This window comes from Salmonella sp. SAL00653 (assembly GCF_046552515.1).
GTDB lineage: Bacteria > Pseudomonadota > Gammaproteobacteria > Enterobacterales > Enterobacteriaceae > Salmonella > Salmonella enterica.
The window spans coordinates 377409-400515 of sequence record NZ_JBGDTY010000001.1 but is presented as its reverse complement, the minus strand read 5'-3'; the positions used below and the strand labels follow the sequence as shown (position 1 = coordinate 400515).

Sequence of the window (23107 nt, the reverse complement as noted above, 5' to 3'; positions counted from 1 at the left end):
AGAAACCCGATGAGTAAATTCCTGGACCGGTTTCGCTACTTCAAGCAGAAGGGCGAAACCTTTGCCGATGGGCACGGCCAGCTTCTCGAAACAAACCGGGACTGGGAGGACGGATACCGCCAACGTTGGCAGCATGACAAAATTGTGCGCTCAACCCATGGGGTGAACTGCACCGGTTCTTGTAGCTGGAAAATTTATGTCAAAAATGGTCTGGTGACCTGGGAAACACAGCAAACCGATTACCCGCGCACCCGTCCTGATATGCCAAACCATGAACCTCGCGGCTGCCCGCGCGGCGCAAGCTACTCCTGGTATCTCTACAGCGCTAACCGACTGAAATATCCGCTGATGCGCAAACGTCTGATGAAGATGTGGCGCGAGGCGAAAAAACTGCATCGCGATCCGGTAGAGGCATGGGCCTCCATCATTGAAGATGCCGATAAAGCCAAAAGCTTCAAACAGGCGCGTGGTCGTGGCGGCTTTGTTCGCTCCTCATGGCAGGAAGTGAACGAACTGATCGCCGCTTCCAACGTGTACACCGTGAAAACCTATGGCCCTGACCGCGTCGCGGGCTTCTCACCCATCCCGGCGATGTCGATGGTTTCCTACGCTTCCGGGGCACGTTATCTTTCGCTGATTGGCGGTACCTGCCTGAGCTTCTACGACTGGTACTGCGACCTGCCGCCAGCCTCCCCGCAAACCTGGGGCGAGCAGACCGACGTGCCGGAATCCGCTGACTGGTACAACTCCAGCTATATTATCGCCTGGGGCTCTAACGTGCCGCAAACCCGTACGCCGGATGCCCACTTCTTTACCGAAGTACGTTACAAAGGTACCAAAACCGTCGCGGTGACGCCGGACTATGCCGAAATCGCCAAACTGTGCGATCTATGGCTGGCACCGAAGCAGGGGACCGATGCGGCGATGGCGCTGGCGATGGGCCACGTCATGCTGCGCGAATTCCACCTCGACAACCCGCGCCAGTACTTCACCGATTATGTCCGCCGCTATACCGACATGCCAATGCTGGTGATGCTTGAAGAGCGTGATGGTTATTATGCCGCAGGTCGTATGCTGCGCGCTGCCGATCTCGTTGATTCGCTGGGGCAGGAAAATAACCCGGAATGGAAAACCGTCGCTATCAACAGCAACGGTGAAATGGTGGCGCCAAACGGTTCAATTGGTTTCCGTTGGGGTGAAAAAGGCAAATGGAACCTCGAACAGCGCGACGGGACTACCGGTGCAGAAACTGAATTGCAGCTCAGCTTGCTGGGCAGCCAGGATGAGATTGCTGACGTGGGCTTCCCGTATTTCGGCGGCGAAGGTTCAGAGTACTTTAATCATGTGGCGCTGGATAACGTCCTGCTGCATAAACTGCCGGCAAAACGTCTGCAACTGGCCGATGGTTCTACCGCACTGGTCACCACAGTTTACGATCTGACCATGGCGAACTATGGTCTGGAACGCGGCCTGAACGATGAAAATTGTGCCGCCAGTTATGACGATACCAAAGCGTATACGCCAGCATGGGCCGAGCAGATCACCGGCGTGCCGCGGGCGCAGATCATCCGTATCGCCCGGGAATTCGCCGATAACGCGGATAAAACGCACGGACGTTCAATGATTATCGTTGGCGCTGGTCTGAACCACTGGTATCACCTCGATATGAACTATCGCGGGCTGATCAATATGTTGGTGTTCTGTGGTTGCGTTGGTCAGAGCGGCGGCGGCTGGGCGCACTACGTCGGCCAGGAAAAACTGCGTCCGCAGACCGGCTGGCAGCCGCTGGCGTTTGCCCTTGACTGGCAGCGTCCGGCGCGTCACATGAATAGCACCTCTTACTTCTATAACCACTCCAGCCAGTGGCGCTACGAGACGGTGACCGCCGAGGAATTACTGTCGCCGATGGCGGACAAATCCCGCTATAGCGGCCATCTGATTGACTTCAATGTGCGCGCCGAGCGTATGGGCTGGTTGCCGTCGGCACCGCAGTTAGGTACCAACCCGCTGTATATTGCGCGTGAAGCGGAAAAAGCCGGTATGACGCCGGTAGATTATACCGTCAAATCCCTGAAAGAGGGTTCGATTCGCTTTGCCGCCGAGCAGCCGGAAAACGGTAAAAACCACCCGCGTAACCTGTTCATCTGGCGTTCAAACCTGCTTGGGTCTTCCGGTAAAGGTCACGAGTATATGCTGAAATATCTGCTGGGTACTGAGCATGGTATTCAGGGGCTGGATCTGGGTAAACAGGGCGGTGTGAAGCCGGAAGAAGTGGAGTGGCGTGACAATGGCCTGGACGGCAAACTGGATCTGGTGGTGACGCTGGACTTCCGCCTGTCGAGCACCTGCCTGTACTCCGATATCGTACTGCCGACCGCCACCTGGTATGAAAAAGACGATATGAATACCTCGGATATGCATCCGTTTATTCATCCGCTGTCTGCCGCCGTAGATCCGGCCTGGGAATCGAAAAGCGACTGGGAAATCTACAAAGGCATTGCGAAGAAATTCTCCGAAGTCTGTGTAGGCCACCTGGGTAAAGAGACTGACGTCGTGACGCTGCCGATCCAGCACGATTCTGCCGCTGAACTGGCGCAGCCGCTGGACGTGAAAGACTGGAAAAAAGGCGAATGTGATCTGATTCCAGGGAAAACCGCGCCGCACATCATGACCGTTGAGCGCGATTACCCGGCGACTTACGAACGCTTTACCTCTATCGGCCCGCTGATGGAGAAAATCGGCAACGGCGGGAAAGGGATTGCCTGGAACACGCAGAGCGAAATGGACTTGCTGCGTAAGCTCAATTACACCAAAGCGGACGGTCCGGCGAAAGGCCAGCCGATGCTCAACACGGCGATTGACGCGGCAGAGATGATCCTGACGTTAGCGCCGGAAACCAACGGTCAGGTGGCGGTGAAAGCCTGGGCGGCGCTGAGCGAGTTTACCGGTCGCGACCATACGCATCTGGCGACCAATAAAGAAGAAGAGAAAATCCGCTTCCGCGATATTCAGGCCCAGCCGCGCAAAATTATCTCCAGCCCGACCTGGTCTGGTCTGGAAGATGAGCACGTTTCTTATAACGCCGGTTATACCAACGTTCACGAGCTGATCCCGTGGCGTACGCTGTCTGGTCGTCAACAGTTGTATCAGGATCACCAGTGGATGCGCGACTTCGGCGAAAGTCTGCTGGTGTATCGCCCACCGATCGACACCCGCTCGGTGAAAGCGGTGATGGGGCGTAAATCCAACGGTAATCCGGAGAAGGCGCTCAACTTCCTGACGCCGCACCAGAAATGGGGTATCCACTCGACCTACAGCGATAACCTGTTGATGCTGACCTTGTCGCGTGGCGGCCCGATTGTGTGGATGAGCGAAACCGACGCCAAAGATCTGGGCATTGAAGATAACGACTGGATCGAAGTCTTCAACAGCAACGGCGCATTGACCGCACGCGCAGTGGTCAGCCAGCGTGTACCGGCGGGCATGACCATGATGTACCACGCGCAGGAACGTATCGTAAACCTGCCGGGGTCGGAAATTACCCAGCAGCGCGGCGGTATTCATAACTCGGCGACGCGCATTACGCCGAAACCGACCCATATGATCGGCGGCTATGCGCAGTTAGCCTACGGCTTTAACTACTACGGTACCGTCGGCTCCAACCGCGATGAGTTTGTGGTGGTACGTAAGATGAAGAACATTAATTGGTTGGATGGCGAAGGCAATGACCAGGTACAGGAGAGCGTAAAATGAAAATTCGTTCACAAGTCGGCATGGTGCTGAATCTCGATAAGTGCATCGGCTGTCATACCTGTTCAGTCACCTGTAAAAACGTCTGGACCAGTCGCGAAGGTATGGAATACGCGTGGTTCAACAACGTAGAAAGTAAGCCTGGCGTTGGTTTTCCGAATGACTGGGAAAATCAGGAAAAATGGAAGGGCGGCTGGATCCGTAAAATCAACGGTAAACTGCAACCGCGCATGGGTAACCGTGCGCTGCTGCTGGGAAAAATCTTTGCTAACCCGCATCTACCGGGTATGGATGACTACTACGAGCCGTTTGATTTCGACTATCAGAATCTGCACACCGCGCCGGAAAGCAAACATCAGCCGATCGCGCGTCCGCGCTCGCTGATTACCGGCCAGCGGATGGACAAAATTACCAGCGGGCCAAACTGGGAAGAGATTCTGGGCGGCGAGTTCGAAAAACGCGCCAAAGATCAGAATTTCGAAAACATGCAGAAGGCGATGTACGGCCAGTTCGAAAACACCTTCATGATGTACCTGCCGCGCCTGTGCGAGCACTGTCTCAACCCGGCGTGCGTGGCGACCTGCCCGAGCGGCGCGATTTATAAGCGTGAAGAAGATGGCATTGTGCTGATCGACCAGGACAAGTGCCGCGGCTGGCGGATGTGCATCACCGGTTGCCCGTACAAGAAAATTTACTTCAACTGGAAGAGCGGCAAGTCCGAGAAGTGCATCTTCTGCTACCCGCGTATCGAAGCGGGTCAGCCGACCGTTTGCTCCGAAACCTGCGTGGGCCGTATCCGTTATCTCGGCGTACTGCTGTATGACGCAGATGCCATTGAAAGCGCCGCCAGTACGGAAAACGAAAAAGATCTGTACCAGCGTCAACTGGACGTGTTCCTCGATCCAAACGATCCGGCTGTCATTGAGCAGGCGCTGAAGGACGGCGTGCCGCAGAGCGTGATCGATGCGGCGCAGCAATCGCCAGTGTACAAAATGGCGATGGACTGGAAGCTGGCGCTGCCGCTGCATCCGGAATACCGCACGCTGCCGATGGTCTGGTACGTACCGCCTTTGTCACCGATTCAGTCTGCCGCCGACGCGGGTGAACTGGGCAGCAACGGTATTCTGCCGGATGTAGACAGTCTGCGTATCCCGGTGCAGTACCTGGCGAATTTGTTGACCGCTGGCGACACTCAGCCGGTACTGTTGGCGCTGAAACGGATGCTGGCGATGCGTCACTACAAACGTGCGGAAACCGTAGACGGTAAAGTAGATACCCGCGCGCTGGAAGAGGTGGGTTTAAGCGAAGCCCAGGCGCAGGAAATGTATCGTTACCTGGCAATTGCTAATTATGAAGATCGCTTTGTGGTGCCGAGCAGCCATCGTGAACTGGCGCGTGACGCATTCCCGGAGAAAAGCGGTTGTGGCTTTACCTTCGGCGATGGTTGCCACGGGTCTGATACCAAATTCAATCTGTTCAACAGCCGCCGCATCGACGCTGTTGATGTGACCAGCAAAACGGAGCCGCACGCATGATTGAACTCGTCATTGTTTCGCGTCTGCTCGAGTACCCGGATGCTGCCCTGTGGCAGCATCAGCAGGAGTTGTTCGATGCGCTCGCGTCATCTGAGAACCTGGATAAAGAGGATGCCCAGACTCTGGGCGTTTTCCTGCGCGATTTAACCGCGCAGGACCTGCTGGATGTACAGGCCGCTTATAGCGAACTGTTTGACCGTGGTCGCGCCACATCGCTGCTGCTGTTTGAACATGTACACGGGGAATCCCGCGATCGCGGTCAGGCGATAGTTGACCTGATGGCACAGTATGAGCAGCACGGTTTGCAGCTCGACAGTCGCGAACTTCCCGATCATCTGCCGCTGTATCTGGAATACCTTGCGCAATTGCCGAAAAGCGAAGCGTTAGGGGGTTTACAGGATATCGCGCCGATTCTGGCGCTGCTCAGCGCACGTTTGCAACAGCGTGACAGCCGTTATGCGGTGCTGTTCGATCTGCTGTTAAAACTGGCGAATACCGTTATCGACAGCGATAAAGTGGCTGAAAAAATTGCGAATGAAGCACGTGATGATACCCCGCAGGCGTTGGATGCGGTCTGGGAAGAAGAGCAGGTGAAATTCTTCGCCGATCAAGGGTGTGGCGAGTCGGAAATCTCCGCTCACCAGCGTCGTTTTGCCGGGGCCGTGGCGCCGCAATATCTGAATATCACCACCGGAGGACAGCACTAATGCACTTCCTGAATATGTTCTTCTTTGATATCTACCCGTACATTGCCGGATCGGTATTTCTGATCGGTAGCTGGTTACGTTACGACTACGGTCAGTACACCTGGCGGGCGGCTTCCAGTCAGATGCTGGATTGCAAAGGAATGAACCTGGCGTCAAACCTGTTCCACATTGGGATTCTGGGTATTTTCGCCGGTCACTTCCTGGGCATGTTAACGCCGCACTGGATGTATGAAGCTTTTCTGCCGGTCGACGTGAAGCAGAAGATGGCGATGATTGCCGGCGGCGCCTGCGGCGTGCTGACGCTGGTTGGCGGTATTTTACTGCTCAAGCGTCGTCTGTTTAGCCCACGTGTCCGCGCCACCACTACCGGCGCAGATATTTTGATTCTCTCGCTGCTGGTGATTCAGTGCGCGCTGGGCCTGCTGACCATTCCGTTCTCCGCCCAGCATATGGACGGGAGTGAAATGATGAAGCTGGTCGGGTGGGCGCAGTCAGTTGTGACCTTCCACGGTGGCGCATCCGCACATCTGGATGGTGTAGCCTTTATCTTCCGTATGCACCTGGTACTGGGGATGACGCTGTTCCTGTTGTTCCCATTCTCGCGCCTGGTGCATATCTGGAGCGTGCCGGTCGAGTATCTGACCCGCAAATACCAGATTGTACGTGCGCGTCACTGATTTTCTCTCGATGCCCTAAACTCCGCTTCGGCGGGGTTTTTTTATGGCTGTTTGCCGGAGTGCGGCATAAATGCCTTATCGACCGCCGCCTTGTTTCGTTTACAGCGGATCTGCCATGTCTGGCATCTGAATCCGGACTCTTTGTTTTTGGGTTTATTCAGCATCTGTGCGAGTTTTTTGTAAGCAGAAAAAGGATGATGCAGCATATAATCACGCCATAAACGACAATAAGGATAGTTGTATGCGTTTTTCATCAATTTTCAAAATAATAATATTAAATATATTTATTTCAAAAATGGCTCACGCTGCTGTCTGCGAGGAGCGCTATCCCGCCGACTCAGAAGAATGCCAGTACGTTCAGGAATTAGAGCAAAAAGCGGAACAAGGAGATGAAAGCGCGCAGTTCTCGCTTGGAAGCTGGTATGCGGAGGGGCGATACGTTAAGCCTGATTATAAACTAGCCATAAAATGGCTGGAGAAAGCGGGTAAACAAGGTTCGGATTTTTCCTATTTCATCCTTGGCTATCATTACAACTATGGTGAAAATTTTCCACTTAGTCGACAAAAAGCGCTGGAGTGGTATCGCAAGGCGGCAGAGCTAGGGGATAGTAGTACGCAAGAAATCCTCGGTGACGCCTATATGTATGGCGATGGGTTTCCCCAAAATACCCAGCTAGCGCTGGAGTGGTATCGAAAAGCCGCCTCTCCAACCAATGATGCGGGCGTTGTCCGCGGCCAGGGTTCAGCTTCGTCAGCACAATTTAAGCTTGGAGTAATGTACGCCCACGGTCAGGGCGTTCCTCAGGATTATCAGCAAACGGCGATCTTGATGCGTAAAGCGGCGGAAAATATGTACGACCCCGCGCAACTTTATCTCGGTGTTGCCTATTTTTATGGTGAAGGCGTGCCTCAGGATTATCGTCAGGCAGTTTACTGGCTTAATGAAGGTATACCAGGCAGCTATACGCCAGGCCACATTCCGCTGAATGCGCTCTATGATAAAGCGCATCCCGCTGACCGGGTTCACTCTCAGACGTGGTATCGAAAAACAGCGCAACGCGTGATGGCAAAGGTACAGTACAATTTTGGCGTATGGTATTACAACGGTTATCACTTATTGAAAGATCACAACCTGGCGCTGGAGTGGTATCGCAGAGCCGCAGCGCAAGGATTGGCCGAGGCGCAGGATGCGATCGGCGTGATGTTTATGCAGGGTGAGGGCGTTTCTCAGGACTACCAACAGGCGCTGGCGTGGTATCGCAAAGCCGCACGCCAGGGACTGCCTGCTGCGCAAACGCATCTGGGCATCATGTCTGCATTTGGTCGCGGCGTCGCGCAAAGCGACAGACAGGCTATTGCATGGTATCGAAAAGCAGCAAAACAGGATTTTGCGAAAGCGCAATATCAGCTTGGCGTGGCATATAGCACGGGAAGAGGCGTGCCTGAAAATAGCCGGAATGCGCTGAAGTGGTACCTTAAAGCGGCAGAGCAGGGGTTTACTCCGGCACAATTAGCGCTTGGGGAAATTTATGCTCATGGGCGCCAGGGTGTGCCTAAAGATAATAAGCAGGCCTATATTTGGTATTACATGGCAAGTATATATACGGAAAAATCTAAGGATGATTGTTCAGCGCTCATTGCCGAAAGAAACCGACTCAAGGGAACGCTTACCCCAGATCAACTTAGCGAGACATATGCCGCCTTTGATCTCATCAGGCGAAAAATCAACCAGTCAAAGGAGGCGAAAAAGATTGCCAGGAAGAAGTATTGATAAGATAGCCAATAAGCTATGGCGCCATGGTGTGAAGTCTGCCTGTGGGGTAAGGATATGGGGCATTGCTGATTGATTTGAAATTGGTGCTTTATGAAGTAATGGTGGTGGGGGAAGGATGACTCAGCGCTGCGCGCTTCGCCCTTCGGGTCGTTGCCTGCGGCAACGCTTTCTCGCTGCGCTCGAATCGAACCTTAGTCGAAGCTTCTCATCCTTCCCGTACAGAGAGATATGAGACACTATGCTTAACGGGGATAAGATACACGACGGGAGTGATGGTGGTGGGGGAAGGATTCGAACCTTCGAAGTCGATGACGGCAGATTTACAGTCTGCTCCCTTTGGCCGCTCGGGAACCCCACCAGGGGTAATTCAAATTGTAGGTAAAGCTTGAAGATGGTGGTGGGGGAAGGATTATTCGTCGCTTCGCTCCTCACCCTACGGGCCGTTGCCGTTGGCAACGTTCTCTTGCTTTCGCTCGAGTCGAACCTTAATCGAAGGTTCTCACCCTTCACCGACAAGTGCAGACTTCTGCATTGCTCATCGAGTTAAGAGTTAACTACATCGCTGTAGTGAATAATGGTGGTGGGGGAAGGATTCGAACCTTCGAAGTCGATGACGGCAGATTTACAGTCTGCTCCCTTTGGCCGCTCGGGAACCCCACCACGGGGTAATGCTTAATACTGGCCCGCTTCCTTTCGGGAAGCGGGGCGCATCATATCAAATGACACGCCGCTGTAAAGCATTCCTTTGCCTGAAATGAACTGTTTGCGTACTTTTCATCCGTAACGGATTAAAGCTAATCAATTCATATTACTGACGATTAAAGAATAATCGTCCGATTGCCGTAAACAAAGACCCGCTGCGCCAGAACCTGATACAGCGCGCGGCTTAATACGTTTTTCTCAACGTCGCGCCCGGCACGCATCATATCTTCTGCGGTGTAAGTGTGATCGACATGAATCACGTCCTGCATAATGATTGGGCCTTCATCCAGATTATCATTCACATAGTGCGCGGTAGCGCCGATGATTTTCACGCCGCGCTCATAGGCCTGATGATAAGGGCGCGCGCCGATAAACGCCGGCAGGAATGAGTGGTGGATATTGATAATTTTGTTCGGGAAGCGCGCCACAAAACCTGGCGTCAAAACACGCATATACTTGGCCAGCACCACATAGTCCGGTTGATTGGCATCAATGGCGTCCGCCATCTTCGTGTCATGCTCTTCACGCGTTAATCCCTCATGGCTGACCAGTTCGAAAGGGATCTCAAAACGTTCAACCAGCGAGCGTAACGTTTCATGGTTGCCAATGACCGCGGCGATTTCAACATCCAGCCCGCCATAGTTGGCTTTCATCAGCAGGTCGCCCAGACAATGCGCCTCTTTGGTAACCAGAATCACTACCCGACGGCGTCCGGCGGGATTGAGTTCACGAACAGAGCCTTCCGGTAAGGCGCTGTCCAGATCGGCCAGAAGAGTGGAATCATTGAAGATGCCTTCCAGCTCGGTCCGCATAAAAAAGCGTCCGGTTCGATGGTCCACAAATTCATTGTTTTGCACAATATTAAGCTCGTGCTTATAGCAAATGTTGGTAATCCGCGCGATAAGGCCTTTTTGATCGGGACAAATAGTACGCAGAACTTTACGTTGTAGTGATTGCATTGCCGGAAAAATCCTGTTGAGAGTGTTTGCTGTATCGATACTGTCAGGCGTCACTGGCCGCAGCACTTTTTAAATTTTTTGCCTGAACCGCACGGGCAGGGATCATTTCGACCCAACTGAGGGCGGGTACCGTCAATATAATACCACTGACCGTTTTCTTTGATAAAACGAGAACGTTCGATAATCGCCCCGGTTTTCCCTTGTTCGGAAAAACGCGCGATAAAACTAACATACCCTGTATTTTCTGCTTCTGACCAGGTATGTTCAAAAATAGTCAGGCCGAGCCACCTGGTATTGGCAAATCCGGCGATGATATCATCACGAAACGCGGCCGCATTGCAGGTTGGATGCCAGCTCTTAATTAAGTAATCTGCGTCTTTCATCACAAAAGCGCAGTAACGAGAGCGCATGAGATGTGACGGATCGGGTGCTACTCGTTCTCCGGACACAATACGACCACAACATAGGCTATACTCGTCAGCGCTACCACAGGGACAAGGCTGAGACACAATAATCTCCCTGAATATAAAAAACGGCGTTGAACGCCAGGGTGGCATTATGTTAACTGAGCAGTGGCGATGTTGCTACGTCTTGAAGCCAGGGGAAGTCGTTAAGTACGATGAGAAAAATGAAAATAGGGCTGGCGCTGGGATCTGGCGCAGCGAGAGGATGGTCTCATATTGGGGTCATCAAAGCCCTCAAGCAAACAGGCATTGATATTGATATCGTTGCAGGATGCTCAATAGGTTCACTGGTCGGCGCCGCGTATGCCTGTAATAAATTATCGGCGCTTGAACAGTGGGTATGTTCATTCCGCTACTGGGATGTTTTACGCCTGATGGATGTATCCTGGGGCAGAGGAGGGTTGCTTCGCGGCGAACGCGTATTTAATCACTATCGGGATATTATGCCCGTCACGGATTTTGACCACTGTTCAAGACGTTTTGGCGCGGTCGCGACGAATCTTAGCACGGGACGAGAGCTATGGTTTACTGAAGGCGATCTACACCTTGCCGTACGCGCGTCGTGCAGTATGCCAGGGCTGATGTCTCCGGTTGAACATAACGGTTACTGGCTGGTAGATGGCGCAGTCGTTAATCCGGTACCTGTTTCGTTAACCAGGGCGCTGGGGGCTGATATCGTTATTGCGGTAGACCTGCAACATGATGCCCACCTCATGCAGCAAGATTTGCTCTCTGTAAATGTCGGGAATATCAATGAAGAGAGCGATGATGCGCTGCCCTGGCATAAGCGTTTAAAAGAACGTTTCAGTAGCCTGACTTCACGCCGTGGCGTGAGTTCGCCTGGGGCAATGGAAATCATGACAACCTCCATCCAGGTGTTGGAAAATCGTCTTAAACGTAACCGTATGGCTGGCGATCCGCCTGATATTCTTATTCAACCATTCTGTCCGCAAATCTCAACGCTGGATTTTCATCGCGCCCATGCCGCTATTGCGGCGGGTCAGTTAGCCGTAGAGAAAAAGATGGACGAACTTATACCCTTGGTGCGTACCGACGTTTAATGTACCTTTTACGATCACTTAAGCAAATTCTGACAGGCGCAAGCGGCAATACCATGCCACTATTGATTAAAGCCAGTCAGGGGAGAGAACATGACGCAGCCATTGGTCGGAAAACAGATTCTTATTGTTGAAGACGAGCCTGTATTTCGCTCGCTTCTGGATTCGTGGTTTTCCTCTTTGGGAGCGACAACGGCATTGGCAGGCGACGGGGTAGATGCCCTGGAGTTGATGGGGCGTTTTACCCCTGATCTCATGATATGTGATATCGCTATGCCGAGAATGAACGGTCTCAAACTGGTAGAAAACTTACGTAATCGCGGAGACCAGACGCCTATTCTGGTTATTTCCGCAACAGAAAATATGGCGGATATCGCCAAAGCGTTACGCCTTGGGGTTGAAGATGTCTTGCTGAAGCCGGTAAAAGATCTCAACCGCTTGCGGGAAACCGTATTCGCTTGCTTATACCCTAATATGTTTAACTCGCGGGTTGAAGAAGAAGAACGCCTGTTTCGTGACTGGGATGCAATGGTGAGTAATCCAACCGCCGCAGCGCAATTGTTGCAGGAATTGCAGCCCCCGGTACAGCAGGTGATTTCTCATTGCCGCATTAATTACCGGCAGCTCGTCTCCGCCGATCAGCTTGGACTGGTGCTGGATATTGCGCCGCTATCTGATAACGAACTGGCATTTTATTGCCTGGATGTCACCCGGGCGGGCGATAACGGCGTGTTAGCCGCATTGTTGCTGCGGGCGCTATTTAACGGCTTATTGCAGGATCAGCTCGGCCAACAAAAGCACCGTTTACCGGAGTTAGGCGCGCTATTAAAACAGGTAAATCATCTGCTCAGACAAGCCAATTTACCTGGGCAATTCCCGCTATTTGTCGGCTACTATCACAGTGAGCTCAAAAATTTGATTCTCGTCTCCGCCGGATTGAACGCCACCTTAAATACGGGCGCTCATCAGGTTCAAATTAGCAGCGGCGTGCCGCTAGGAACATTGGGTAACGCCTACCTTAACCAATTAAGCCAGCGTTGCGACTCATGGCAGTGTCAAATATGGGGCGCAGGAGGGCGTCTGCGATTGATGTTGTCTGCGGAATGACCAAACGGAAGAGTGAGCGGAAATTGCTTTACCGGCCTTTCCCGACGAGTGTTACTATCTGCGGCAGATTTATAAGTATTTGTCTTAATTATACCAATATAAGTCCTTTTTGGACCTGAGGCTTGTTCTGGTACTGATATACTGGAACACGGTACAGATTAATGAACACGTTCAATACATGAACAGTCCAGGAGAATTTTAAATGGCTGCCCTTAATTCGAAAGTCAAAAAAGCCGTTATCCCGGTCGCGGGATTGGGAACCAGGATGCTGCCAGCGACCAAAGCTATCCCGAAAGAGATGCTGCCGCTGGTTGATAAGCCATTAATTCAGTACGTCGTGAACGAATGTATCGCTGCTGGCATTACTGAAATCGTGCTTGTTACGCACTCGTCTAAAAACTCTATTGAAAACCACTTTGATACCAGTTTTGAGCTGGAAGCGATGCTGGAAAAACGCGTTAAGCGTCAGCTTCTGGAGGAGGTTCAGTCTATTTGCCCTCCGCATGTCACTATTATGCAGGTACGTCAAGGGCTGGCAAAAGGCCTGGGCCATGCCGTATTGTGCGCGCATCCCGTTGTCGGAAACGAACCTGTCGCTGTTATTCTGCCAGACGTTATTCTTGACGAATATGAGTTCGACCTGTCTCAGGATAACCTGGCTGAAATGATCCGCCGTTTCGATGAAACCGGCAATAGCCAGATTATGGTTGAGCCAGTAGAAGATGTGACTGCATACGGCGTGGTCGATTGCAAAGGCGTTGAGCTGGCGCCGGGCGAAAGTGTGCCGATGGTTGGCGTGGTTGAAAAACCAAAAGCGGATGTCGCGCCGTCTAACCTTGCGATTGTCGGGCGTTATGTGTTGAGCGCGGATATCTGGGCGTTGCTGGCGAAAACCCCTCCGGGCGCCGGGGATGAAATTCAGTTGACCGATGCTATCGATATGCTGATCGAAAAAGAAACGGTTGAAGCCTACCACATGAAGGGTAAAAGCCATGACTGTGGTAATAAGTTAGGATATATGCAGGCATTCGTTGAATATGGCATCCGTCATAATTCGCTGGGTGCTGAATTTAAAGCCTGGCTTGAAGAAGAGATGGGTATTAAGAAGTAACGATACGTTATAAATTTTTTAACAGAAGCGCTGGTAAATCCGGCGCTTTTTTTATGCCTGGGGTCGTCAGCGGAGAACTCAGGAAAAAAAATCCCGCCAGCGGCGGGATTTTAAGCATCCAGGAAGTAAATTATTCCTTGATCAGGAAATCTTCCAGTTGCTTACCTTGTTCTTCCATTGCTTTTTTGATTACAGCCGGTGTACGACCCTGGCCAGTCCAGGTTTTAGTTTCACCGTTTTCGTCAACATAGCTATATTTAGCCGGACGAGCTGCGCGTTTAGCTTTGGTGCCGGATTTAGCGGCAGCCATGCTATTCAGCAGTTCATTCGGGTCAATGCCGTCGGCAATTAACATTTCACGATACTGTTGCAGTTTACGAGTGCGTTCTTCCACTTCAGCAGCAGCAGCGCTTTCTTCTTCACGACGCTCATTAACGACAACTTCTAATTTTTCCAGCATTTCTTCAAGCGTTTCCAGAGTACATTCTCTTGCCTGCGCACGAAGAGTACGGATGTTGTTCAGAATTTTAAGTGCTTCGCTCATTGTAGTAATCTCAAACTTATATTGGGGTGGTTTGTTGAGCTAATAATAGAGCGATAAATTCAGTTGTGCAATAGCCAGGAATGTAAGGAATTCAAAATTACGCTTTATTAAGCACACGTTTTAATTATCTCAACTTAAATTTTCCTTGAGGCGCCGCACAAAAAAGAGCTTATTGGCAGGGGGGATACTCACCGTCTGTCGCTAAAAATTTAGGAGTCAGGTCACATTTTATCATGATGAAATACGATCTCATTGCTGAGATATCAATCTCTTGTATTAGATTTCCTTACAAGAAAACCCTATTACTTTGCACCGGGTATGAGTAACGGTAACAATAAGTACAAGGTTTTCATATTGGCGGGTGATGATAAGCATTGTTGATGAATTTTAACGGCATAATTTGTGAAGGAATGTGTATATACCCTTCATACTTCAAGTTGCTTATGCGTTGGCTACGCTCGCTCACTCCAGTCACATAGTTATCTATGCTCCTGGGGACTCACTCCCTTGCCGCCTTTAAGCAACGCGAATTATTTTGGGTATAGTGAGCGATGTTTGTACAATTCTTAATACTCACCGGAGCGCGAGCCGCGCCGTCGCGTCGGTAAATTATGGTACAATCCCGCCAATCTTTATTTCACTCAGGTGAGGTCCTGCGACCAATGGCACAGCTATATTTCTACTATTCGGCAATGAATGCGGGTAAGTCGACTGCACTGCTGCAATCTTCATACAATTATCAGGAACGCGGGATGCGTACCGTCGTATATACGGCGGAAATCGACGATCGTTTCGGCGCAGGCAAAGTCAGCTCTCGTATCGGTTTGTCGTCGCCGGCAAAATTGTTTAACCAAAATACATCCTTGTTTGAAGAGATTCGTGCCGAGAGCGTGCGGCAGACAATACATTGCGTGTTAGTCGACGAAAGCCAGTTTTTGACTCGCCAGCAGGTTTATCAATTATCCGAGGTTGTCGACAAATTAGATATTCCAGTACTTTGCTATGGGCTACGAACAGACTTTCGTGGGGAGCTCTTTGTCGGCAGCCAATACTTGCTGGCATGGTCAGATAAGCTGGTGGAATTAAAAACTATCTGTTTCTGCGGTCGTAAAGCCAGTATGGTTCTGCGCCTTGATCAGGACGGCAGGCCTTATAACGAAGGCGAACAGGTGGTTATTGGCGGGAATGAACGCTACGTTTCAGTTTGCCGTAAGCATTATAAGGACGCGCTGGAGGAGGGCTCACTGACGGCGATTCAGGAGCGTCATCGGCACATATGATACCTGAGGTAAAGATCGGCTTATAAAACGCCCTGTAGCGCTTTGGAGGTCATTATTCAGGCCTCCTGACGAAGGGCGTGCCGTGAGCACGTAGGCCAGATGATTAGCATAGCGCCTTCAGGCATCAGATAAACAGGTAAAACAAAAAAACGGCCTCAATTGAGGCCGTTATTGTCATGCTAAAACAGATAACGAATTAAGCGGATTTTTTCGTTTTTTTCTCTGCTTTCGGTGCGGCAACGACGTCTTTCTTCGCTGCAACTTCACCTTCGGTGAAATCACGACCGTAGTAGGTATCCAGCAGAATCTGTTTCAGTTCGGAGATCAGCGGATAACGCGGGTTAGCGCCGGTGCACTGGTCATCGAAGGCATCTTCAGACAGTTTGTCAACGTGTGCCAGGAAGTCAGCTTCCTGTACGCCTGCTTCACGGATAGACTTAGGAATACCCAGCTCAGCTTTAATGCTTTCCAGCCATGCCAGCAGTTTTTCAATCTTAGCGGCGGTACGGTCGCCCGGCGCGCTCAGGCCCAGGTGGTCAGCAATTTCAGCGTAACGACGGCGTGCCTGCGGACGATCGTACTGGCTGAAAGCGGTCTGCTTGGTCGGGTTGTCATTCGCGTTGTAGCGGATAACGTTACAAATCAGCAGGGCGTTCGCCAGACCGTGCGGAATGTGGAACTGAGAGCCCAGTTTGTGCGCCATGGAGTGACATACACCGAGGAAGGCGTTGGCAAACGCGATACCGGCGATAGTCGCTGCACTGTGAACACGTTCACGCGCAACTGGATTTTTAGACCCTTCGTGGTAAGACGCCGGCAGGTTTTCTTTCAGCAGTTTCAGAGCCTGCAGAGCCTGACCGTCAGAGAACTCAGAAGCCAGTACGGAAACATAAGCTTCCAGAGCGTGAGTTACCGCATCCAGACCACCGAACGCACACAGGGACTTCGGCATATCCATCACCAGGTTGGCGTCGACAATCGCCATATCCGGGGTCAGGGCGTAGTCAGCCAGCGGATATTTCTGACCGGTTGCATCGTCGGTCACAACCGCAAACGGTGTGACTTCAGAACCGGTACCGGAAGTGGTGGTGACGGCGATCATTTTCGCTTTCACGCCCATTTTCGGGAACTTGTAGATACGTTTACGGATGTCCATAAAGCGCAGCGCCAGTTCTTCGAAGTGAGTTTCCGGATGTTCGTACATGACCCACATGATTTTCGCGGCGTCCATCGGGGAACCGCCGCCCAGCGCGATGATCACGTCCGGTTTGAAGGAGTTCGCCAGCTCAGCGCCTTTGCGAACAACGGAAAGCGTCGGGTCGGCTTCAACTTCGAAGAAGACTTCGGTTTCAACGCCAGCCGCTTTCAGCACAGAGGTGATCTGGTCTGCATAGCCGTTGTTGAACAGGAAGCGGTCAGTCACGATGAGCGCACGTTTGTGGCCATCAGTAATCACTTCATCCAGCGCGATGGGCAAAGAGCCACGGCGGAAGTAGATAGATTTCGGAAGTTTGTGCCACAACATGTTTTCAGCTCGCTTAGCAACGGTTTTCTTGTTGATCAGGTGTTTCGGACCAACGTTTTCAGAGATGGAGTTACCACCCCAGGAACCACAACCCAACGTCAGGGAAGGTGCGAGTTTGAAGTTGTACAGGTCACCGATACCACCCTGAGAGGCCGGGGTGTTGATCAGGATACGCGCGGTTTTCATCATCTGACCGAAGTAAGCAACGCGTTCTGGCTGATTATCCTGGTCAGTGTACAGGCAGGAGGTGTGACCGATACCGCCCATAGCGACCAGTTTTTCTGCTTTTTCTACCGCTTCTTCGAAATCTTTCGCACGATACATCGCCAGAGTCGGAGACAGTTTTTCGTGTGCGAACGGTTCGCTTTCGTCAACGACCGTAACTTCACCGATCAGAATCTTGGTGGTTTCTGGTACGGAGAAGCCTGCCAGTTCAGCGATTTTGTAGGCTGGCTGGCCGACGATAGCGGCGTTCAGAGCGCCATTTTTCAGGATAACGTTTTGAACCGCTTTCAGCTCCTGGCCCTGCAGCATGTAGCCGCCGTGGCTGGCGAAACGTTCGCGAACGGCATCATAGACGGAATCAACAACGACAACAGACTGTTCAGAAGCACAGATTACGCCGTTATCGAAGGTTTTAGACATCAGAACAGACGCCACAGCGCGTTTGATATCAGCGGTTTCATCAATGACAACCGGGGTGTTGCCTGCGCCTACGCCGATAGCCGGTTTACCGGAGCTGTATGCAGCTTTAACCATGCCTGGACCGCCAGTGGCGAGGATCAGGTTAATATCCGGGTGGTGCATCAGCGCATTAGACAGTTCTACGGAAGGTTGATCGATCCAGCCAATCAGATCTTTCGGCGCGCCGGCAGCGATAGCCGCTTGCAGAACGATGTCTGCCGCTTTGTTGGTTGCTTCTTTAGCGCGCGGATGCGGAGAAAAGATGATGGCGTTACGGGTCTTCAGGCTAATCAGCGATTTGAAGATCGCGGTAGAGGTCGGGTTAGTAGTTGGAACGATACCGCAAATAATGCCGATAGGTTCAGCAATGGTGATGGTCCCGAAGGTGTCGTCTTCAGACAGCACGCCGCAGGTTTTTTCATCTTTATAGGCATTGTAAATATATTCAGAAGCGAAGTGGTTTTTAATCACTTTGTCTTCCACGATACCCATACCAGATTCGGCGACGGCCATTTTGGCCAGCGGAATGCGGGCGTCAGCGGCTGCCAGAGCGGCGGCGCGGAAGATTTTGTCGACCTGTTCTTGAGTGAAACTGGCATATTCACGCTGGGCTTTTTTTACACGCTCTACGAGTGCGTTAAGTTCAGCGACATTAGTAACAGCCATAATGCTCTCCTGATAATGTTAAACTTTTTTAGTAAATCATCTGCGCGATACGTGAGTATAGACAGATCGACGATACTTTGTATAAATGCCTGAAATTCAGGTGGTTACTTAACGTCCGTTTCGCTCTGATTTACTAAAAGAGCTTCTGCGTTAGTATCATTTAACTCTAACGCGTTACGTCCAGGTGGCGTAAGCAAGATTACTCACTTCTGAGTAGCGATTGTGTGATCTAAATCAAGATTACGCAAAGCTGACACCTTTCAGCAGGCCATTTTAGCCTTTTATGTAAATTATTAAGAAATCGTTGTCATGAAGAGTAAGTGGATTAGCATAACGAGTACATATAAATAACAGCGATGAATGGATGAAATTAGGTGTAGATAAGAGGTGAACTATGCGAATAAAAGGCGTATCTTCTGCGCGTTTTGATCATTAACGAACATTGACTTCATCCGGCTAACGCTTCGGAGCTAACCGTGATTCAACCGCTTTTTGATTTTCCTGTTTACTTTAAGTTCTTTGTCGGGCTCTTTGCGCTGGTTAACCCGGTGGGGATTATCCCCGTTTTCATCAGCATGACCAGCTACCAGACGGCCACGGCGCGTAATAAAACTAACCTCACCGCGAATCTGTCGGTCGCGATTATCTTGTGGAGTTCCTTATTCCTCGGCGATGGCATCCTGCAGCTGTTTGGTATTTCTATTGATTCGTTCAGAATTGCGGGCGGTATCCTGGTTGTCACCATTGCAATGTCGATGATCAGCGGGAAGCTGGGGGAAGATAAACAAAACAAGCAAGAAAAGTCAGAGACGGCCATACGCGAGAGCATTGGCGTTGTGCCGTTAGCGCTGCCGTTAATGGCAGGGCCAGGGGCGATTAGCTCCACTATCGTCTGGGGGACGCGTTATCACAGCATCGCGCATTTGCTTGGTTTTTCAGTTGCCATTGCGCTTTTTGCGCTTTGCTGCTGGGGCGTGTTCCGTATGGCGCCGTGGCTGGTTCGTTTGCTGGGGCAAACCGGTATCAACGTTATTACCCGAATCATGGGGTTGTTGTTAATGGCGCTCGGCATCGAATTTATTGTCACAGGAATAAAAGGCATTTTCCCCGGCTTGCTCAACTAAACTTCCACCTGTTGATTTACAGGCGGCGCCCTAAGGGGGCCGCCTTGTGACATTCCCACGTAACACTTCTTACTTTGATAAGCATTCAGCGTTTAAATGATAAAAAATACTAATATAATCTAACGCTATTTATTTTTATTAATCAAACTATTATCAACATTACTGAGACCGTGAGAAGCGGTAGGTCTGTTATTTTATTCACACCATACTCTGGGGCTTGATGAAGGATTATTGAAATGTTATTAGTTGTTTCAGCTCCATCGTAGATGAATGTGCTAAATAATGAGCATTTGTTAAATTTGTGTATGTTTTCTGGCGCAGGCATAACCTACGATGCGACAGAGAGATATTTTTCTTTCAACTTATTGATTATAAAGAATAAATCAAAGATTTTTAACATTGTTTAACTGTTTTTTTGGGCAGGGATTTTTCCATAAAAGAGAATTGGTTAACAAAATTGTAAAATGAATTGGCGGTTCAGAAACGCATTTGATACTTTTCGGCCAAACATTTTTATAGAAGATTTCACATTGTTGATAACTATTTTCATTTAGATGGTTGTCAGAAATAACGTGCGACGTGGGCAGGTACGTCGTATACCGAATCGACGAAAGGCGATCGAACGAATCGTCAGAATAAATAAAGTCGGTGATAGCAAAAGCAGTGACAGACCTGGCAGTACACCACCAGTGCTGTACAGGAACCCTGACGGGATTAAACAGGCTGGTAAAAACCAGTAATTATAATGAGTGGAGTACAAACACAATGTCTAACATCACGAAAAAAAGTTTGATTGCAGCGGGAATACTCACTGCGCTCATCGCCGCCAGCGCCGCGACTGCGGCAGACGTGCCCGCCGGCGTTCAGTTAGCCGACAAGCAAACGTTGGTACGTAACAATGGATCAGAAGTGCAGTCTCTCGACCCGCATAAAATTGAAGGAGTGCCGGAATCGAACGTCAGCCGTGACCTCTTCGAAGGCTTATTAATTAGTGATGTTGAGGGGCATCCTTCACCGGGCGTCGCGGAAAAATGGGAAAATAAAGATTTTAAAGTCTGGACATTCCATCTACGTGAGAATGCGAAATGGTCAGATGGTACGCCCGTCACCGCCCATGATTTCGTTTATAGCTGGCAACGCCTGGCCGATCCTAATACGGCATCGCCGTACGCCAGCTATCTGCAATACGGTCATATCGCTAATATCGATGACATTATCGCCGGTAAAAAACCCGCCACCGATCTGGGGGTAAAAGCGCTTGATGATCACACCTTTGAAGTGACCTTAAGTGAGCCGGTGCCTTATTTCTACAAATTGTTGGTCCACCCTTCAGTGTCTCCTGTACCGAAATCAGCGGTCGAAAAATTTGGCGATAAGTGGACACAACCGGCCAATATTGTCACTAACGGCGCTTATAAGTTAAAAAACTGGGTGGTGAACGAACGTATCGTGCTGGAGCGTAACCCGCAATACTGGGATAACGACAAAACCGTCATCAATCAGGTAACTTATTTGCCTATCTCTTCGGAGGTGACGGATGTCAACCGCTACCGCAGCGGCGAGATCGATATGACTTATAACAATATGCCGATCGAATTATTCCAGAAACTGAAAAAAGAGATCCCGAATGAAGTCCGCGTAGACCCTTATTTGTGTACCTATTATTACGAAATTAATAATCAAAAAGCGCCGTTTAACGATGTCCGCGTGCGTACCGCGCTGAAACTGGCGTTAGATCGCGACATTATTGTTAATAAGGTTAAAAATCAGGGCGATTTACCCGCTTATAGCTACACGCCGCCGTATACCGATGGCGCAAAACTGGTAGAGCCTGAGTGGTTCAAATGGTCCCAGCAAAAGCGTAATGAAGAAGCGAAGAAATTGTTGGCTGAAGCCGGCTTTACGGCGGATAAGCCCTTAACATTCGACCTGCTGTATAACACCTCCGATCTGCATAAAAAACTGGCCATTGCCGTGGCGTCTATCTGGAAGAAAAATCTGAGCGTCAATGTGAATCTGGAGAATCAGGAATGGAAGACCTTCCTGGATACCCGTCATCAGGGCACCTTTGATGTCGCCAGAGCCGGGTGGTGCGCAGATTATAATGAACCGACCTCGTTCCTGAATACCATGTTGTCCGACAGTTCAAATAACACCGCGCATTATAAGAGCCCGGCGTTTGATAAGCTGATTGCCGACACGCTGAAAGTGGCGGACGATACGCAGCGCAGCGAACTCTACGCTAAAGCGGAGCAGCAGTTAGATAAAGACTCGGCTATTGTGCCGGTGTATTACTACGTTAACGCGCGCCTGGTGAAACCTTGGGTGGGCGGGTATACCGGTAAAGACCCGCTGGATAATATTTATGTGAAAAACTTATATATTATCAAACATTAATGGCAAGACATGGGACAACTGCGGTTGTCCCATGGTGTCTTTTTTCATCGCACTATAACTTTCCCTGGCGGATCTTTTGTCACGTCCGGGAAGTAAAGGCACAGGCCAGAAGGTACGGGCAATGTTGAAATTTATTTTACGCCGCTGTCTGGAAGCGATTCCGACGCTGTTTATTCTTATTACCATCTCTTTCTTTATGATGCGCCTCGCGCCGGGGAGTCCTTTTACCGGCGAGCGCGCATTGCCGCCGGAAGTGCTGGCCAATATTGAAGCAAAATATCATCTGAACGATCCCATCATGACGCAGTACTTCAGCTACCTGAAGCAGCTGGCGCATGGCGATTTTGGACCATCGTTTAAATATAAAGATTACACGGTCAACGATCTGGTTGCCGCCAGCTTCCCCGTTTCGGCGAAACTTGGCGCCGCCGCTTTTTTGCTGGCGGTCATTATTGGTGTCAGCGCTGGCGTGATTGCCGCGCTAAAGCAAAATACGCGATGGGATTATACGGTGATGGGATTTGCCATGACCGGCGTCGTTATCCCCAGTTTTGTGGTGGCGCCGTTACTGGTGATGGTCTTTGCGATAACCTTGCAATGGCTGCCTGGCGGCGGCTGGAACGGCGGGGCGTTAAAATTTATGATCCTGCCGATGGTCGCGCTTTCACTGGCCTATATTGCCAGCATCGCTCGTATTACGCGCGGCTCAATGATTGAAGTTCTGCATTCGAACTTTATTCGTACCGCGCGGGCAAAAGGATTACCGATGCGCAGAATCATCTTCCGCCATGCGTTAAAACCTGCGCTGCTGCCGGTTTTATCCTATATGGGGCCAGCCTTTGTCGGCATTATTACCGGCTCAATGGTGATTGAAACTATTTATGGCTTACCGGGCATTGGGCAGCTTTTCGTTAATGGCGCGCTCAACCGCGATTACTCGCTGGTGTTAAGTTTGACCATTCTGGTCGGGGCGCTGACCATATTATTTAACGCCATTGTCGATGTGCTCTATGCCGTTATCGACCCGAAAATTCGCTATTGAT

16 protein-coding genes, 2 tRNA genes and 2 other RNA genes are annotated in these 23107 nt (G+C 50.7%); 12 read left to right on the top strand and 8 right to left on the bottom strand.

Translation table 11 applies throughout. From position 1 onward, the window contains the following. The first annotated feature begins 9 nt into the window (after nucleotides 1-9). The 5 genes from ACLJRU_RS02025 (at nucleotide 10) to ACLJRU_RS02005 (ending at nucleotide 8440) form a co-directional block, all read left to right on the top strand. Nucleotides 10-3753: a nitrate reductase subunit alpha gene (locus ACLJRU_RS02025; RefSeq protein WP_000032886.1), complete on the top strand. Its 3744-nt coding sequence runs from the start codon at nucleotides 10-12 to the stop codon at nucleotides 3751-3753. Continuing rightward, on the top strand, nucleotides 3750-5285 hold the full coding sequence (narH, locus tag ACLJRU_RS02020; RefSeq protein WP_001525419.1) for a nitrate reductase subunit beta: 1536 nt from the start codon (nucleotides 3750-3752) through the stop codon (nucleotides 5283-5285). The genes ACLJRU_RS02025 and narH overlap by 4 nt, the downstream gene beginning before the upstream one ends. Further along, nucleotides 5282-5992 carry a nitrate reductase molybdenum cofactor assembly chaperone gene (gene narJ, locus ACLJRU_RS02015; RefSeq protein ID WP_023234986.1) on the top strand — a complete coding sequence of 237 codons (711 nt, stop codon included), beginning with the start codon at nucleotides 5282-5284 and terminating at the stop codon, nucleotides 5990-5992. The genes narH and narJ overlap by 4 nt, the downstream gene beginning before the upstream one ends. After that, nucleotides 5992-6669, top strand: coding sequence for a respiratory nitrate reductase subunit gamma (gene narI, locus ACLJRU_RS02010; protein WP_001540175.1), 678 nt, complete (start codon nucleotides 5992-5994; stop codon nucleotides 6667-6669). The genes narJ and narI overlap by 1 nt, the downstream gene beginning before the upstream one ends. 241 nt (nucleotides 6670-6910) lie before the next feature. Further along, a complete protein-coding gene (locus ACLJRU_RS02005; protein ID WP_001212710.1) occupies nucleotides 6911-8440 on the top strand; it encodes a tetratricopeptide repeat protein in 1530 nt (509 codons plus the stop codon). Nucleotides 8441-8542: 102 nt separating this feature from the next. On the opposite strand, the gene ACLJRU_RS02000 is transcribed toward ACLJRU_RS02005, so the two are convergent. The 6 genes from ACLJRU_RS02000 to ACLJRU_RS01975 form a co-directional block, all read right to left on the bottom strand. Beyond that, nucleotides 8543-8673, bottom strand: a non-coding RNA gene (locus ACLJRU_RS02000) — RtT sRNA. A gap of 43 nt (nucleotides 8674-8716) precedes the next feature. Next, nucleotides 8717-8801: transfer RNA gene (locus tag ACLJRU_RS01995), tRNA-Tyr, on the bottom strand. Between the two features lie 34 nt (nucleotides 8802-8835). Then, a non-coding RNA gene (locus ACLJRU_RS01990) (RtT sRNA) lies at nucleotides 8836-8967 on the bottom strand. A 51-nt stretch (nucleotides 8968-9018) separates the two neighbouring features. Then, nucleotides 9019-9103, bottom strand: a tRNA-Tyr gene (locus ACLJRU_RS01985). A 158-nt stretch (nucleotides 9104-9261) separates the two neighbouring features. Then, nucleotides 9262-10104 carry a formyltetrahydrofolate deformylase gene (gene purU, locus ACLJRU_RS01980; RefSeq protein WP_001191158.1) on the bottom strand — a complete coding sequence of 281 codons (843 nt, stop codon included), beginning with the start codon at nucleotides 10102-10104 and terminating at the stop codon, nucleotides 9262-9264. Nucleotides 10105-10154: 50 nt separating this feature from the next. After that, the gene (locus ACLJRU_RS01975; RefSeq protein ID WP_001540172.1) at nucleotides 10155-10613 is read right to left on the bottom strand and encodes a YchJ family protein; all 459 of its coding nucleotides are present in this window, start codon (nucleotides 10611-10613) and stop codon (nucleotides 10155-10157) included. 110 nt (nucleotides 10614-10723) lie between these two features. Between ACLJRU_RS01975 and rssA the strand changes: the two genes are divergently transcribed. From rssA to galU, 3 genes are all read left to right on the top strand, one after another. After that, a complete protein-coding gene (gene rssA, locus ACLJRU_RS01970) occupies nucleotides 10724-11629 on the top strand; it encodes a patatin-like phospholipase RssA (protein ID WP_001230575.1) in 906 nt (301 codons plus the stop codon). Between the two features lie 90 nt (nucleotides 11630-11719). Further along, nucleotides 11720-12733 (top strand): two-component system response regulator RssB, encoded by a 1014-nt coding sequence (gene rssB / locus ACLJRU_RS01965; protein WP_000193430.1) that lies wholly within the window; start codon nucleotides 11720-11722, stop codon nucleotides 12731-12733. Between the two features lie 202 nt (nucleotides 12734-12935). Further along, on the top strand, nucleotides 12936-13844 hold the full coding sequence (gene galU, locus ACLJRU_RS01960) for a UTP--glucose-1-phosphate uridylyltransferase GalU (protein WP_187790631.1): 909 nt from the start codon (nucleotides 12936-12938) through the stop codon (nucleotides 13842-13844). A 130-nt stretch (nucleotides 13845-13974) separates the two neighbouring features. Here the strand turns inward: galU and hns are convergent, their stop codons facing one another. Continuing rightward, nucleotides 13975-14388 carry a histone-like nucleoid-structuring protein H-NS gene (gene hns, locus ACLJRU_RS01955; protein ID WP_001287383.1) on the bottom strand — a complete coding sequence of 138 codons (414 nt, stop codon included), beginning with the start codon at nucleotides 14386-14388 and terminating at the stop codon, nucleotides 13975-13977. A gap of 662 nt (nucleotides 14389-15050) precedes the next feature. On the opposite strand from hns, the gene tdk reads away from it, so the two are divergent. Continuing rightward, on the top strand, nucleotides 15051-15668 hold the full coding sequence (gene tdk / locus ACLJRU_RS01950; RefSeq protein ID WP_000068101.1) for a thymidine kinase: 618 nt from the start codon (nucleotides 15051-15053) through the stop codon (nucleotides 15666-15668). Between the two features lie 196 nt (nucleotides 15669-15864). Here tdk and adhE read toward each other — a convergent pair whose 3' ends face one another. Next, on the bottom strand, nucleotides 15865-18543 hold the full coding sequence (gene adhE, locus ACLJRU_RS01945; RefSeq protein WP_023234984.1) for a bifunctional acetaldehyde-CoA/alcohol dehydrogenase: 2679 nt from the start codon (nucleotides 18541-18543) through the stop codon (nucleotides 15865-15867). 476 nt (nucleotides 18544-19019) lie between these two features. Here adhE and ACLJRU_RS01940 point away from each other — a divergent pair, with 476 nt between their 5' ends. From ACLJRU_RS01940 to oppB, 3 genes are all read left to right on the top strand, one after another. Then, nucleotides 19020-19667 (top strand): YchE family NAAT transporter, encoded by a 648-nt coding sequence (locus tag ACLJRU_RS01940; protein ID WP_011264304.1) that lies wholly within the window; start codon nucleotides 19020-19022, stop codon nucleotides 19665-19667. 765 nt (nucleotides 19668-20432) lie between these two features. Then, the gene (gene oppA, locus ACLJRU_RS01935) at nucleotides 20433-22064 is read left to right on the top strand and encodes an oligopeptide ABC transporter substrate-binding protein OppA (RefSeq protein ID WP_023234983.1); all 1632 of its coding nucleotides are present in this window, start codon (nucleotides 20433-20435) and stop codon (nucleotides 22062-22064) included. Nucleotides 22065-22185: 121 nt separating this feature from the next. Next, nucleotides 22186-23106, top strand: coding sequence for an oligopeptide ABC transporter permease OppB (gene oppB, locus ACLJRU_RS01930; protein ID WP_000911097.1), 921 nt, complete (start codon nucleotides 22186-22188; stop codon nucleotides 23104-23106). Nucleotide 23107 lies beyond the last annotated feature (1 nt).

Coding starts and splice junctions, on each gene's coding strand:
- ACLJRU_RS02025 (WP_000032886.1), top strand. CDS start 10: ATGAGTAAATTCCTGGACCGGTTTCGCTACTTCAAGCAGAAGGGCGAA.
- narH (WP_001525419.1), top strand. CDS start 3,750: ATGAAAATTCGTTCACAAGTCGGCATGGTGCTGAATCTCGATAAGTGC.
- narJ (WP_023234986.1), top strand. CDS start 5,282: ATGATTGAACTCGTCATTGTTTCGCGTCTGCTCGAGTACCCGGATGCT.
- narI (WP_001540175.1), top strand. CDS start 5,992: ATGCACTTCCTGAATATGTTCTTCTTTGATATCTACCCGTACATTGCC.
- ACLJRU_RS02005 (WP_001212710.1), top strand. CDS start 6,911: ATGCGTTTTTCATCAATTTTCAAAATAATAATATTAAATATATTTATT.
- purU (WP_001191158.1), bottom strand. CDS start 10,104: ATGCAATCACTACAACGTAAAGTTCTGCGTACTATTTGTCCCGATCAA.
- rssA (WP_001230575.1), top strand. CDS start 10,724: ATGAGAAAAATGAAAATAGGGCTGGCGCTGGGATCTGGCGCAGCGAGA.
- rssB (WP_000193430.1), top strand. CDS start 11,720: ATGACGCAGCCATTGGTCGGAAAACAGATTCTTATTGTTGAAGACGAG.
- galU (WP_187790631.1), top strand. CDS start 12,936: ATGGCTGCCCTTAATTCGAAAGTCAAAAAAGCCGTTATCCCGGTCGCG.
- hns (WP_001287383.1), bottom strand. CDS start 14,388: ATGAGCGAAGCACTTAAAATTCTGAACAACATCCGTACTCTTCGTGCG.
- tdk (WP_000068101.1), top strand. CDS start 15,051: ATGGCACAGCTATATTTCTACTATTCGGCAATGAATGCGGGTAAGTCG.
- adhE (WP_023234984.1), bottom strand. CDS start 18,543: ATGGCTGTTACTAATGTCGCTGAACTTAACGCACTCGTAGAGCGTGTA.
- oppA (WP_023234983.1), top strand. CDS start 20,433: ATGTCTAACATCACGAAAAAAAGTTTGATTGCAGCGGGAATACTCACT.
- oppB (WP_000911097.1), top strand. CDS start 22,186: ATGTTGAAATTTATTTTACGCCGCTGTCTGGAAGCGATTCCGACGCTG.